Annotated in this window: 7 protein-coding genes; 3 read left to right on the forward strand and 4 right to left on the reverse strand. The window is 58.8% G+C overall.

What is annotated here, in order from left to right:
- Positions 1 to 58: 58 nt before the first annotated feature.
- The gene (locus KGD89_RS15735; RefSeq protein WP_074568984.1) at positions 59 to 1,078 is read right to left on the reverse strand and encodes an FAD:protein FMN transferase; all 1,020 of its coding nucleotides are present in this window, start codon (positions 1,076 to 1,078) and stop codon (positions 59 to 61) included.
- Positions 1,075 to 5,652, reverse strand: a complete 4,578-nt coding sequence (locus tag KGD89_RS15740) for a dermonecrotic toxin domain-containing protein (protein WP_025260726.1) — start codon at positions 5,650 to 5,652, stop codon at positions 1,075 to 1,077. The genes KGD89_RS15735 and KGD89_RS15740 overlap by 4 nt, the downstream gene beginning before the upstream one ends.
- 292 nt (positions 5,653 to 5,944) lie before the next feature.
- On the opposite strand from KGD89_RS15740, the gene tcuC reads away from it, so the two are divergent.
- Positions 5,945 to 7,237, forward strand: a complete 1,293-nt coding sequence (tcuC, locus tag KGD89_RS15745; protein ID WP_025260727.1) for an MFS transporter — start codon at positions 5,945 to 5,947, stop codon at positions 7,235 to 7,237.
- Between the two features lie 60 nt (positions 7,238 to 7,297).
- Here the strand turns inward: tcuC and KGD89_RS15750 are convergent, their stop codons facing one another.
- Both KGD89_RS15750 and KGD89_RS15755 read right to left on the reverse strand, forming a co-directional pair.
- Positions 7,298 to 8,563, reverse strand: coding sequence for an MFS transporter (locus KGD89_RS15750; RefSeq protein ID WP_025260728.1), 1,266 nt, complete (start codon positions 8,561 to 8,563; stop codon positions 7,298 to 7,300).
- A 95-nt stretch (positions 8,564 to 8,658) separates the two neighbouring features.
- Entirely contained in the window at positions 8,659 to 10,122 is a 1,464-nt protein-coding gene (locus KGD89_RS15755; protein ID WP_025260729.1) for a glyceraldehyde-3-phosphate dehydrogenase, read from the reverse strand.
- Between the two features lie 215 nt (positions 10,123 to 10,337).
- Here KGD89_RS15755 and mfd point away from each other — a divergent pair, with 215 nt between their 5' ends.
- Both mfd and KGD89_RS15765 read left to right on the forward strand, forming a co-directional pair.
- A complete protein-coding gene (gene mfd / locus KGD89_RS15760; RefSeq protein ID WP_025260730.1) occupies positions 10,338 to 13,790 on the forward strand; it encodes a transcription-repair coupling factor in 3,453 nt (1,150 codons plus the stop codon).
- An 11-nt stretch (positions 13,791 to 13,801) separates the two neighbouring features.
- Positions 13,802 to 14,326, forward strand: coding sequence for a CsiV family protein (locus KGD89_RS15765; protein ID WP_025260731.1), 525 nt, complete (start codon positions 13,802 to 13,804; stop codon positions 14,324 to 14,326).
- Positions 14,327 to 14,377 lie beyond the last annotated feature (51 nt).

Below are 14,377 nucleotides of genomic sequence, written 5' to 3' on the forward strand. Positions count from 1 at the left end.
GAACATTACCCCTTGGTCGCGTTGAAGGCCACTCTTGTCTGCAATCGATCATTCAGGCTCACTGCGCCTGCACAGCACATAGCTGATCGAACGCCGGGTTGCTGCGAATGATAAAGCGCTTATCGGCACGAATCACAAAAAAAGCAGCAATTTGATGCTGTTGTGCGTAATCCCAGCCTCGCTTCGGCCCCAGAATCAACAGCAGTGTGGACAAGCCATCGGCCATCAGCGCCGAAGGATGAATCACTGTCACCGATGCCAGGTCATGACTCACCGGCGCTCCGCTCAGCGCATCGAGAGTATGGGAATAGCGATGCCCTTCATACTCGAAGTAATGGCGATAATCACCGGACGTCGAAACACCACAACCGTCCAGGGCAAAGATCTTCTGCGCGATCTGCTGATCGTCACGAGGGGCTTCTAGGGCAACCCGCCACGCCGAACCATCGGGCTTGCGCCCTTTTACCTTCAGTTCGCCGGTGACCTGCACCATATAGTCATGTACGCCCAGTTCATCGAGCCGTGCAGCAATGCGGTCCACCGTATGGCCGGCAGCCATGCTGCTCAGGTCTATCTCAACGTCGGAATCCTTGCACAAGCGCCGGTTATCGATGCTCAGGCGTCGATAACCCACTCGCTCACGAGCCCGGGCCAGTTCCCGTGCCGTCGGCACCTGCTGGACGCGGGACTGGGGGCCGAAGCCCCACAGATTCATCAAGGGCAGGACCGTCAGGTCGAAAGCGCCTTGCGTTTCACGGGACAGATGCTCGCCGACGCGCACCAGATCCAGCACCGCAGGCGGCATGACCTGGCATTGACCGGCCGCCATGACATTGAATCGCTCGATATCCGAGTCGCTGCGCCAGGTGGACATCTGCTGATCCACCTCGGCCAGGATCGCCTCGACCTCAGGCTGGACAACACGTATATCGGGCTGGCCCGGATGGCGCACATAGCTGACCGAATAACCGCTGCCCATGGTCGGCCCACCAAAGTTCTGCAAGACAGGCCCGGAATCACAACCGGCCATGACACCGGAAAAAAGCACAAACACCACCCGGCCCAGCCACACCCTCATGGAGCCAGCACCAGAAACAGGCGCTGGGCGGTGTCCTTGCCGATAGCACTGCGATAGATATTGACCACGTCCTTGGCCCCTCCCGAATTTCTGATCAGTGACTTGTAACCGATCATCCGCTGCTCGGGCAATTTCAGATGAGCCGCCGTGAATGCCTGCGCAGCATCGGTTTCGTTTCGATAATGAAAATGCGCCCACCAGAGCAAGCGATTGTCCTTGTCACGAATGGCATATTCCTGAAGAAAGTCATCACGCCTGGCACCCGACATGTTTTTCCTGCCGTCGAAAGAGGAAATGTTGATTTCGCCCTGTCGATGCAGATAGCTGATGCGGGCGGCTGTCGGTGGCTGCGCCTTGATCATCGAGATACGCAGGCTGCGACCCTCGGCAATCAAACGGGCAGCGGCATCACGCAATTGCCCCGCACTTTCGCTCAATTGCCCGGACAGGTTTTCCGATGTCGCCGCGCTATCGGTCATTTGCTCGGCAAGGGCCGTCAACTTGCCAGCCCTCATGACAAGGATATCTTCGATGTCTTCAGGCTCGTACGCTCGTGTCGCTTGCAGACGAGCCTTTTCGAGTGCGGGCTCCACCTCCAGCAGCAATGCCCGGGCACGTCTTTGCAGTTCACCTGCCGATGTCGGCCGCACACCGGGCGTCGGCTTTTCAGGTTTGATGGTCTGGATTTCCACCCACTCGCCATCGGCATGCCGATGCCACGAGCTGATGACCTGGCCAGTCTGCGTATTCATGATGTCGGCGACTTCGCCGGTAAAATCCTTCTCATTGCGACGTACATGCCCGACAAGGGAACGATGACTGCGCGTCCTGATGACTCGCTTGTAGGGCTGCTCGACCCGTGGCACATATTCAACCATCGCAGGCGGAGGCTCGACGTTTTCCTGAATCAACTTCGCCAGTTGGGCTTGAGTTCTCTCGCACAGCGCATTCAACTCGGTCCTGAAGTTCTCGAGGTACTGGACTTGATCATCCGCGAACAAACCGACATCAACGTCGTCAGCAATCCCCTTGGCCTTGTGGTACTCGCGCAAGACACTTTCCAGAACATCGATTCGCTCGGTCAATGAATAGTCGTTGGGCCTTTCAAGCTCTGCATGAGAAGCGAACGCGCCATTGAGCCCCATGTCATTACGCAACTCCTTGAAAGGGCGAAACTCTTCATTGATCTCGATGTGCTCCTTACTGAAACACAGCTCCAGGTACGACATCATGTGCTGGAATTGCCACTCCAGACCAGAGAACAGCTTGCCTTGATACAGAGTCGTAACCTGCTTGCGCCAATACTCTTCGCCCACCTTGGGCACTGCGCGCAGTTTCTCCCAGAGCGATTCGCGAATCTGCGACCAGTGCATGCCTTTTTCCTGCCTGCTCAGCAGCGACTTGAACATATTCAGATAGGTTTCGATGTTCTCATCCGAAACCACGCTTCCGGTCTTGGCCATTTTCGCAATTTCGGTATTGGCAACAATGCCGTTTTCAGCCGCCAGTCGGCCTTCCAGAAACTCCAGATAAATCGTGACCCGTGCAATATCCTGCGCCATCTGCCGCTCAGGAGGTCGATCCCCGACTCTCAACTGCTCCCACAGGCTCATCCGCTGCTTCAATAGCTCGACCTCATCGCCCATTGCCCCTTCGAGACGGTCGAAAAAAAGCTGTCGCACCTCACCGGTGGCCGTATTCAGATGCGTGTTGTAGCCCGTGATCCTGGTCACCAGATCCGTTTCACGCACATCAAGTTCTGCCAGACTCTGATTGATACGGACCAGGTTTTCTGCATTTTGCTGAGCCAGCTTGCGAATGTTTTTCTTAGGCCCGCCACCGCGCAGATGCAGTGACAAGTCCAGATGCCAGCCTTGACCATCGTGCCTGAGCCACGGACCGGGCACCGATGGATTGTCGGGGCGTACGACTCGTACTCCATCCTCTTCGACCGTCACCCGAAACAGGTCGCTGCCGACTCTTGCCAGCCAGAGGCCATTGAAGCTGTAGAGACCGGCATTCGCTCCCGAGGCAATGGGTTCTCCGGTAACCGTTGCAGGCCAGACCTTGAATTTTTCCAGCTCAAGACGCTGCGCCCCGCTGAGCCGGCTGCCGGGTTGCGACCAGGAAAAATCGAGAGCCGTCCAGGTATCGCTCAGCGGAATGCCAGCAATGGAAGGAGCCTGACGAACGATTACAGGGTCGGCCGCCACAATCGGCTCCGCCATCATCCGATTGCCTGCAATCATGTTCACGGACGCCAGGGTATTGGGAGAAATCCCGGAATGCAGCAATACCAGCGAGATATTGAGCAGCAACTCGGCAAGCTGTGCCGCCCCCCCTTCATCTGCCGAAACCGGCCTGGCAAGTTGCTGGTTGATACCGGACAACAATTGCGCGAGCCACAAGGCATTGGCAACCGGCCCGCTGAACAGCGGCAACACCGTATTAAGCACCAACCAGCCGCCTTCCTTGAACAACGCCCAGCGGCTTTCAGCGTTGGAAACAGCGTTGCGGTCTGCCAGTTCGATCAGCGCCCGGGCATTGGCCTTGAAAAGACCGGACATGATGTCTCCCTTGAGTACATCCGTACCGAGCACGGCTGGCAGGGGTTTTTCCAGCGGCGCGAAATCCGAACCCTGGCCAAACCAGATGATGTGCGGTTCATCGAAACCGCCACTGGCATAAACCGGACGCGCATTGTCACTCAGCCAGACCAGTATGTCGTTTTGCAAGGCTCCGGGTTGTCTGACCGCCGCCAGCAGCGCCGACCAACTGGCAAACTCGGTCAGTGGCTTACGGGCAAAAGGCCGATAAAGCACATGCGGGCCGACAGCCGTGTCCAGCGGGCCTATCACGAACATATTGCCCACCACATCCGGCTGATGGCCCGGCTGACGAACGAAAGCCAATGGTCGCAGGACTATGGGCTGAATGCCCACACGCCGCTCGGACACGATCGTCTGCATGATGGCGCAGACCGATTGATAACCCTTCTGACTCAGTTCGCCCTTGATCTTCTGCTCAAGCGCCTGCAAAGGCAGTTGCAGACGCAATTGACCGGTAAACAAAGCCTCACGCCGTTGCGCCTCGGCGGCGTCAGTCACCAGGTAGCGCTTGAGCAGATCCGGGTAGACCTGGCCGATATCGACCCGCACGGTGAGTTCTTTCAGATAATCCGCCGTCAGCCAGTGCGGCAATGGCTTGCCATCGGTACGCTGGACCTTGATTTCCCCTGCCGGGAGCCCGGAGAGGTTTTCAAGGGCAAACTCGGGAAATGTCATGAGCACCGGATCAACGCTACCCGTTGCAAAAGGCTGTCCTCCTGCCGGCACTGCGGCGGCAGTGACCTTATCGACCCGCACTTGAATCTGATGGGGCAGAAAGTCCACTCTATCAAGGTGATCCTGAGCAATGGCGACAGCCAGAGAGCGGGATGCAAACTCAAGAATAGGCGGCAGCCCTTCATTGAAGGACTTGCCTCTGGAACGCTTCTGGGTCACCGCCAGGGCACTCATCAAACGGCTGTAAGCGTTGCGATCCGCTTCTTGCGCGTTTTTCATCCACAGTGGCAAACGGTCTATGCCCAACGCCGGGGGTTGACCGGGCGCCAGATCGGTCGACTCGAAGAGCGCGCACACATCGGTCAGTGCCGCCAGTAAATGCTCCAGACGATCCAGATCGTAGGCCTGGCTACTCTTGAGGCCCTGTATGCCCACCAACTGGTTTTCCAGCAATGCCATGGCCAGAACACTGAAAATATCGTCTTCGGGCTCATGAGCGGTCCACTGTACGTCCAGTTGCCCGCTCTGATCATCCAGCAGATGCGCCAGACTTCGCTCCCAGGCACTGATCGTCGACCAGCTCTGGCAGCGCCCCGACAACTGATACATTAAGACCTGCTCGCTGCCCTTGGCACCGTTGAACATGACCAGGGTCGGCAGTATCACCGACTCGGCATCCGGCCCGTTGATCTGCAGACGAACAATACAAGTGCGTGGCAACGGCCGCTTTACAGCCAATCGTTCGCGCTCGGCCTTTTCCGGAAAAAGAGCAACATCGTGCAACCAGGCACGAGCCGTGGACTCTTCGGGCCGCGCAGACGTTGCGCCCAGTTCATCGAGCAATGCCTGCTTGATCTTGAACGCCAGCCAGTCCCAACGACTGCTGCAATCGACACGCTCGCCACTGCACTCGCTCCAGTAATTGACCAGTGCCTGCTTCAGGTTCTCGAACAAACCGAGCGCCAATCGATTTACCAGCGCACCGATGGCGGCCATGTCTACCGGCAATGGACCTGAAGCCCCCAGCAGAACATTCAGCGCGTTGGTCCACTTCACGCTGGACTGAGCCGAGAAATGTTCCAGCAGGCAATCGATAAGGTCCCGAGACTCGCCCAGGGCAGACGATGAGGTGGCGACTGCGATCGGGGTATGGGAAACGACCGCAACCTGCGGATCGATGTGCAGCGCTGGATAAAGCTCACGCAACCCCTGACGCAAGGTGGCGGTAGCAACTGCGCGCAAGGTAGGCCGCGCTGCAAATTGTTCTGCAACATCGAATGCAATAGTCATATGAAATCCAGCTCACTTGTTTGAATGGCTGCCCTTCAAGCCAAAAGCCCGGGCGCTATCTCAATGAGCTAAAGCCATATGCACCCTTCGCGAGGCATAAACAAATACCGCGTGCAGTCATTACCCAGCATCCCCTGCAAAACGACTGCTGCGTGACATGAAGCTGTTTTAGGTCTAATTTACACATGCAGTTACAATTATGCTGAGGACGCGGGCTTGAGCCTTCGCCACTGCAAAGCAGGACATAAATACAACGATCCCCGAGCTAGACAGCCTAAGCGAGTATTTTCCAATGGCCTCAAACACAGGCAAAGGCAAAGCGATTTTTCGCGTTGTCAGCGGTAATTTCCTTGAAATGTTCGACTTCATGGTCTATGGCTTTTACGCCACGGCCATCGCCAAGACCTTCTTCCCTGCCGACAGCGCATTCGCTTCGTTGATGCTTTCGCTGGCCACTTTTGGTGCTGGCTTCCTGATGCGCCCGCTGGGTGCGATTTTCCTGGGTGCGTACATTGACCGTCACGGCCGCCGCAAAGGGCTGATCATCACTCTGGCGCTGATGGCACTCGGCACCGTTCTGATCGCCTGCGTGCCGGGTTACGCAACCCTGGGCGTTGCCGCGCCGTTACTGGTTCTGCTTGGCCGCCTGCTGCAAGGCTTCTCCGCAGGCGTTGAGCTAGGTGGCGTTTCGGTGTATCTGGCGGAAATTTCCACACCGGGCCGCAAGGGTTTCTTCGTCAGTTGGCAGTCCGCCAGCCAACAGGCCGCCGTGGTATTCGCCGGTCTGCTGGGTGTCGGCCTCAACCACTGGCTCAGCCCGGATCAGATGGGCGAATGGGGCTGGCGCGTGCCGTTCCTGGTGGGCTGCCTGATCGTGCCGGCCATCTTCATCATTCGTCGCTCCCTGGAAGAGTCGCCTGAGTTCGAGGCTCGCACTCATCGTCCGAACCTGCGTGAAGTCATGCGCTCCATCAGCCAGAACTTCGGCCTGGTGCTGGGCGGCATGGCGCTGGTAGTGATGACCACCGTGTCGTTCTACCTGATCACCGCCTACACCCCGACCTTCGGCAAGAACGAGCTGCACCTGTCGGACATCGACAGCCTGCTGGTGACGGTCTGTGTGGGCATATCCAACTTTATCTGGCTGCCGATCATGGGCTCGTTCTCCGACCGTATCGGGCGCAAGCCGCTGCTGATTGCCGCAACCGTGCTGGCCATTGCTACCGCCTACCCTGCCCTGTCGTGGCTGGTGGCACACCCGAGCTTCGGCAATCTGCTGATGGTGGAGTTGTGGTTCTCGTTCCTGTATGGCTCGTACAACGGCGCCATGGTGGTAGCCCTGACTGAAATCATGCCGGTCGACGTGCGCACCACCGGTTTCTCCCTGGCCTACAGCCTGGCGACCGCAACTTTCGGTGGTTTCACGCCAGCGGCATGCACCTACCTGATCCATGTGCTGGATAACAAGGCTGCACCAGGCATCTGGCTGACGGGTGCCGCGATCCTGGGTCTGGTCGCTACACTGGTGCTGTTCCGCAAAGGCGGACATCAACTGCAAGCACCTGGCGCTGCAGCGACTGCCTGATTCACAGCACGCTTCAAGCCAGACAGTAATGCCCCGACCCCGTGTCGGGGCATTTCACTTTCAGGCCTTCAGTTTCCACGGCCTGAAACTCAGCCACAACAATACACCCGGCACCTGCAAGGCAATCATGAGGCCCAGCGACCACTGATAAGCCTCCACCGGAGGCCCTGCACCCTCACCCGCTGGCCATAGATTCAACACGCCGCCCATCAGCCATTGCAGGAAGAACGCGAGTACGAACAGCACCAGATTGAAGGATGAACTCACCCGGCCCGCCAATTCCGGGGAAACCGATTGGGCAATGATTGCGTAGTTCATCGTGGTGGATGTGCCAAAAAAGCTGAAACCCATAGCAATCAGGTACGGTGAAACCGGCAGGCCGCTGGCCATGAGCCCCTGAAAGACGATGAAGATCACCATACCCGCGCCACAGACCATGATCGGCTGCACCCCGAAACGGCGCAGATAATCAGTGATCGCGCCAAATGCCAGGGAGCCGGCAACCATGGCAACAGTGCCGAACAGCAGCACACTGGCCATATCCGGATCACTCAGCCCGGCCATATCGTGCAGCCACGGCCCCATCCACAACGACAGCACCGACATATAGATGGCATGGGCACAGACCGAGTACAGGGCCAGACGCCAGAAAGACCATGACAGGTAAAGCTTGCCCACAGCGGCAAACATGTCGGAGTAACGCACGCTTTTGGCCTCGTAAGCCTTGGGCACGCTGAAATGGATAATGGCGGCGACACAAAAGGTCAGCAGCGCCAGAATCAGAAACGCCTCCCGCCAGGTTACCCAACCAAGCAACACATGCAGCGGCGTAGTGGAAGCCATGGCCCCCAGCCCGCCAATGGACAGCAGGCAAGCCGTCACCAGAGGCAAGCGCTCCACCGGCAACCAGATGGCACAGGCCTTGATGGCACTCATCAGCGACCCGGCTACCCCCAGACCGATCAGGCCACGCCCGATCATCAAGCCCGCTTCGGTACTGGACACGCTGAAGATCACCGAGCCCAGCACTGCCAGCAGCAACATGGGTGCCTGCACGCTACGCGGACCGTAACGATCCAGCATGACCCCCAGCGGAATCTGCGCCGCAGCGAAGGCCAGGAAATACACGCCCGTCAACAATCCCAGGCTGCTGGCAGGCAAACCCAGGTCGGCCTGCAAGTCGACATAGATCACCGCATTGACCGTGCGGAACATGTAAGAGATGAAATGGCCCAAGCCAAAAGGAATGAAAATCGTCAAGAACAACAGGAAGAAGCTGCTTTTGAGCTGCTTTTGCGAACAATCCATCGTCGAACCACCGCTCATCAAGCGACTCTCCATAAACAAAACGGGCCGAAACCTGTAGATACAGGATTCGGCCCGTTTGGGGAACTGCCCGGCAAGACCGGGCAGCTACATCATTACTGCGGGAAGGCTGGCGGATTGACGCCGGCGATATCTTCCATGACGCGGACAACCTGGCAGCTGTAACCGAATTCGTTGTCGTACCAGACGTACAGAACAACGCGGTTATCGTTGACGATGGTTGCTTCGCCATCCACGACACCGGCGTGACGCGAGCCTACGAAGTCAGTGGAAACCACTTCCAGCGAGTTAACGAAGTCGATCTGCTTGTGCAGGTCCGAGTGCAACGCCATGTGACGCAGGTACTCGTTCATTTCTTCGCGGCTGGTGGCTTTCTCAAGGTTGAGGTTGAGAATGGCCATGGAAACGTTCGGCGTCGGTACGCGGATAGCGTTGCCGGTCAGCTTGCCAGCCAGTTCAGGCAGGGCTTTGGCAGCAGCAGTGGCAGCACCGGTTTCGGTGATGACCATGTTCAGCGCAGCGCTACGGCCACGACGATCGCCCTTGTGGAAGTTGTCGATCAGGTTCTGGTCGTTGGTGTACGAGTGAACCGTTTCAACGTGACCGTTGACGATACCGAACTTGTCGTTGACAGCCTTGAGCACCGGCACGATGGCGTTGGTGGTGCAGGATGCAGCGGACACGATCTTGTCGTCAGCAGTGATTTCACCGTGGTTGATACCGTGAACGATGTTCTTCAGCTTGCCCTTGCCAGGCGCAGTCAGAACGACGCGATCGATACCCGGGCATGCCAGGTGCTGGCCCAGGCCGTCGGCATCACGCCACACACCGGTGTTGTCCACCAGCAGGGCGTCCTTGATACCGTACTGGGTGTAATCCACCTCGGCAGGGTTCTTGGCGTAAATGATCTGGATCAGGTTGCCGTTGGCAGTCAGGGTGCTGTTGGCTTCGTCGATGGTGATGGTGCCATCGAACGGACCATGTACCGAGTCACGACGCAGCAGGCTGGCACGCTTGACCAGATCGTTTTCCGCGCCTTTGCGGACAACGATGGCACGCAGGCGCAGACCTTCGCCGCCACCGGTCTTCTCGATCAGGATGCGGGCCAGCAGACGACCGATACGGCCGAAACCATAAAGCACGACATCAGTGCCTTTGGCTGGAGTGGCGTTTTTCTTGCCAACCACACTGGCCAGCTCGTCACGCACGAATTGCTCTGCGGAACGACCGTTGCCTTCGGTCTTGAATTTCACGGCCAGCTTGCCCAGGTCCACCGAAGCGGCGCCCAGCTCAAGCTCACTCATCGCTTTGACGAGCGGGAAAGTCTCGTGCACGGACAACTCAAGTGCGTCGGACTGGCGATGACGCGCAAAGCGGTGAGCTTTGAGAATCGCGATGACTGAACGGTTGATCAGGCTGCGGCCATAGATCGAACTCACCACATTGTTATTGCGGTAGAGCTGACCGATAAGCGGGATCATCGCCTCGGCGAGTGCTTCACGATCGATCCATTCACCAAGACACTGGTCGGGCTTCTGAGTCACGGGAACCTTCCACATGTAGGGGCTGAAAAAAGGGGCTACATTATGCCGCCGCCTTTGTTTATGAGCAATGCGCCGTTGTCAGATCAATGCGCACTACATTTGTTCCTTGTACACGCAGGAAATTTCCGAGCAGGACTTTTACGCCTCAAAACCGACCTGAAAACTGACAGGCACCACCTTCCACCGGTACAATCGCCGCCCCTGTCGCAACGCCTGGAGCCTGACCTTCCGTGCCCGTTCTGCGTCTACCGCTTCTTCCTGCCGCTGCTGGCAAACAACACTGGGGCAACCTTCCCGGTGCCGCACTGAGCCTGGCGATTGCCGAGGCCGCAAGCGCTGCCAAGCGCTTCACCCTGCTTTTGACCGCCGACAGCCAGAGCGCCGAGCGGCTGGAACAGGAGCTGAGGTTCTTCGCGCCGACGCTGCCGGTCCTGCACTTTCCGGACTGGGAAACCCTGCCCTACGACCTGTTCTCACCGCACCAGGACATCATTTCCCAGCGGATCGCCAGCCTCTACAGTCTGCCGGAACTGGATCATGGCGTATTGGTAGTCCCCATCACCACGGCCCTACATCGGCTGGCTCCGACCCGGTTCCTGCTGGGCAGCAGCCTGGTGCTGGACGTCGGCCAGAAGCTCGATGTCGAAGCCATGCGTACGCGCCTGGAAGCCAGCGGCTATCGCTACGTCGATACGGTTTATGAGCATGGCGAGTTCACGGTGCGCGGCGCGCTGATCGATCTGTTCCCGATGGGCAGCAAGGTGCCTTACCGGATCGACCTGTTCGACGACGAAATCGAAACCCTGCGCACCTTCGACCCTGACACACAGCGCTCCATAGACAAGGTCGAGTCGGTCCGGCTGCTGCCGGCCCGGGAATTCCCGCTGCAAAAAGAAGAAGTCACGCGCTTCAAGGCCCGTTTTCGCGAGCGCTTCGACGTGGACTTCCGGCGCAGCACGATCTTCCAGGACCTGAGCAGCGGTATCACGCCAGCCGGTATCGAGTACTACATTCCGCTGTTCTTCGAAGAAACCTCGACCCTGTTCGATTACCTGCCCCAGGACACTCAGGTGTTCTCGCTGCCGGGTATCGAACAGGCCGCCGAAAACTTCTGGAACGATGTGCGCAACCGCTACGAAGAACGCCGCATCGATCCCGATCGCCCGCTGTTGCCGCCTGCCGAACTGTTCCTGCCGGTGGAAGACTGCTTTTCACGCCTGAAAAGCTGGCCGCGTGTGGTTGCCAGCCAGCAGGATGTCGAGCCCGGCGTCGGCCGCGAACGCTTCCCGGCCCAGGGCCTGCCGGATCTGGCCATCGAAGCCAAGGCCAGCCAGCCGCTTGCCGCGCTGTCGAGCTTTCTCGATGAGTTCCCCGGTCGCGTGCTGTTCACCGCCGAATCCGCCGGGCGCCGCGAGGTGCTGCTGGAACTGCTGGATCGCCTGAAACTGCGCCCCAAAACCGTCGACAACTGGCTGGACTTCGTCAACGGCAAGGACCGGTTGGCAATCACCATTGCGCCTCTGGACGAAGGCCTGGTGCTGGAGCAACCCGCGCTTGCGCTGGTGGCCGAGAGCCCGTTGTTCGGTCAGCGGGTCATGCAGCGTCGGCGCCGCGAAAAACGCAACGACGGTGGCAATAACGATGCCGTGATCAAGAACCTCACCGAGCTGCGCGAAGGCGCGCCGGTGGTGCATATCGATCATGGCGTTGGCCGCTACCTGGGGCTGGCGACACTGGAAGTCGAAAATCAGGTGGCCGAATTCCTGATGCTGGCCTACGCCGAAGACGCCAAATTGTATGTGCCGGTCGCCAACCTGCACCTGATCGCCCGCTACACCGGCAGCGACGACGATACCGCGCCGCTGCACCGCCTGGGTTCGGAAACCTGGCAGAAAGCCAAGCGCAAGGCCGCCGAGCAGGTACGCGACGTGGCAGCCGAGTTGCTGGATATCTATGCTCGCCGGGCTGCCCGCGAAGGCTACGCTTTCGCAGACCCGAAAGCCGATTACGCAACCTTCAGCGCCGGGTTCCCGTTCGAGGAAACCCCGGACCAGCAGACCACCATCGAAGCGGTGCGCGCCGACATGCTGGCGCCCAAGCCCATGGACCGGCTGGTCTGCGGCGACGTGGGTTTCGGCAAGACCGAAGTGGCAATGCGCGCCGCGTTCATTGCGGTACACGGCGGACGTCAGGTGGCGATTCTGGTGCCCACTACCCTGCTCGCCCAGCAACACTACAACAGCTTCCGTGACCGCTTTGCAGACTGGCCGGTCCGGGTCGAGGTCATGAGCCGCTTCAAGTCCGCCAAGGAAGTGAACGCTGCCGTGGCCGATCTGGCCGAAGGCAAGATCGACATCGTCATCGGCACCCACAAGCTGCTGCAGGACGATGTGAAAATCAAGAATCTGGGGCTGGTGATCATCGACGAAGAGCACCGTTTCGGAGTGCGTCAGAAGGAACAGCTCAAGGCCCTGCGCAGTGAAGTCGATATCCTGACCCTGACCGCTACACCGATCCCGCGCACCTTGAACATGGCAGTGTCGGGCATGCGCGACCTGTCGATCATCGCCACACCACCTGCCCGCAGGCTTTCGGTGCGCACTTTCGTCATGGAGCAGAACAAGCCGACCATCAAGGAAGCGCTGTTGCGCGAGCTGCTGCGCGGCGGTCAGGTCTATTACCTGCACAACGACGTCAAGACCATCGAGAAATGCGCCGCCGACCTGGCCGAACTGGTGCCCGAGGCACGTATCGGCATCGGCCACGGCCAGATGCGCGAACGAGAACTCGAACAGGTGATGAGCGACTTCTACCACAAGCGCTTCAACGTGCTGATCGCCTCGACCATCATCGAGACCGGCATCGACGTGCCAAGCGCCAACACCATCATCATCGAACGTGCCGACAAATTCGGGCTGGCGCAGTTGCACCAGTTACGCGGCCGGGTCGGGCGCAGCCACCACCAGGCCTACGCCTACCTGCTGACACCGCCACGCAAGCAGATCACGCCGGATGCGGAAAAGCGCCTGGAAGCCATCGCCAACACCCAGGACCTGGGCGCAGGCTTTGTACTGGCCACCAACGACCTGGAAATCCGTGGTGCCGGCGAACTGCTGGGCGACGGCCAGAGCGGCCAGATCCAGGCCGTCGGCTTCACGCTGTACATGGAAATGCTCGAACGCGCCGTCAAGTCGATCCGCAAGGGCGAACAGCCGAACCTCGACCAGCCACTGGGCGGTGGGCCGGAAATCAACCTGCGGGTTCCGGCACTGATTCCCGAGTCGTACCTTCCGGATGTTCATACCCGACTGATTCTCTACAAGCGCATTGCCAATGCCGCCGACGAGGATGGACTCAAGGACCTGCAAGTGGAGATGATCGACCGCTTCGGCCTGCTGCCAGAACCCACCAAGAGCCTGATACGCATCACACAGCTCAAGCTGCATGCCGAGCAACTGGGCATCCGCAAGATCGATGCCGGGCCTCAGGGTGGACGTCTGGAATTTGCAGCCGATACACCGGTTGACCCGCTGACACTGATCAAACTGATCCAGAGCCAGCCCAACCGCTACAAGTTCGAAGGTGCCACACTCTTCAAATTCATGGTCCCCATGGAGCGCCCCGAAGAGCGCTTCAATACGATCGAAGCGCTGCTTGAGCGCCTGACCCCGAAAACTGCTTGAAGGATTCATCCATGCGTCTGTTTCGTTCATTGATCCTGCTGCTGACGCTTGTCGCCCCGACAGCCTTTGCCGACAGCCTGTATCAGGTGGAAATGATCCTGTTTCGCCAGCTCGGCGAGCCTGCCGCAACATTGCAGTTCGCCCCTGAAGACTGGAGCGCGGGCGCCAAACGCATCGACTCCAGCAACGAGCGAAGCCCTGCCTTGAACGACATGACCAAAAAGCTTCAGGACAGCGGCAAATATCAAGTGCTGCTGCAAAAGGCCTGGCAACAGGACATCGGCACCGAAAACAGCAAAATGGCCGTGACCAGCGGCCAGGAACAACTCGGCCACTTCCCGGTAGAGGGCACCATCAGCCTGGCCATCGCACGCTTTACCGATATCTCTGCGGACTTCTGGATCAACCAGCTTGATCCCCATGGCATATTGATCAGCAGTGAGCGCATGAAACAGAGCGCCAGGGTCAAGAACGGCGAGCTGATCTATCTGGATAACAGCAATCTGGCCCTGCTGATAAAAGTTTCTCCCCTTTGAGCATTCAGGAGCGCGACTACGCTCCCTTTCTTTTGAGCATCGCTACGGCGT

It is taken from the genome of Pseudomonas cichorii, from assembly GCF_018343775.1.
Lineage (GTDB): Bacteria > Pseudomonadota > Gammaproteobacteria > Pseudomonadales > Pseudomonadaceae > Aquipseudomonas > Aquipseudomonas cichorii.

Excerpts from the sequence above, each read along its gene's own strand:
- KGD89_RS15735 (WP_074568984.1), bottom strand. The coding sequence starts at position 1,078 with ATGAGGGTGTGGCTGGGCCGGGTGGTGTTTGTGCTTTTTTCCGGTGTC.
- KGD89_RS15740 (WP_025260726.1), bottom strand. The coding sequence starts at position 5,652 with ATGACTATTGCATTCGATGTTGCAGAACAATTTGCAGCGCGGCCTACC.
- tcuC (WP_025260727.1), top strand. The coding sequence starts at position 5,945 with ATGGCCTCAAACACAGGCAAAGGCAAAGCGATTTTTCGCGTTGTCAGC.
- KGD89_RS15750 (WP_025260728.1), bottom strand. The coding sequence starts at position 8,563 with ATGAGCGGTGGTTCGACGATGGATTGTTCGCAAAAGCAGCTCAAAAGC.
- KGD89_RS15755 (WP_025260729.1), bottom strand. The coding sequence starts at position 10,122 with ATGTGGAAGGTTCCCGTGACTCAGAAGCCCGACCAGTGTCTTGGTGAA.
- KGD89_RS15765 (WP_025260731.1), top strand. The coding sequence starts at position 13,802 with ATGCGTCTGTTTCGTTCATTGATCCTGCTGCTGACGCTTGTCGCCCCG.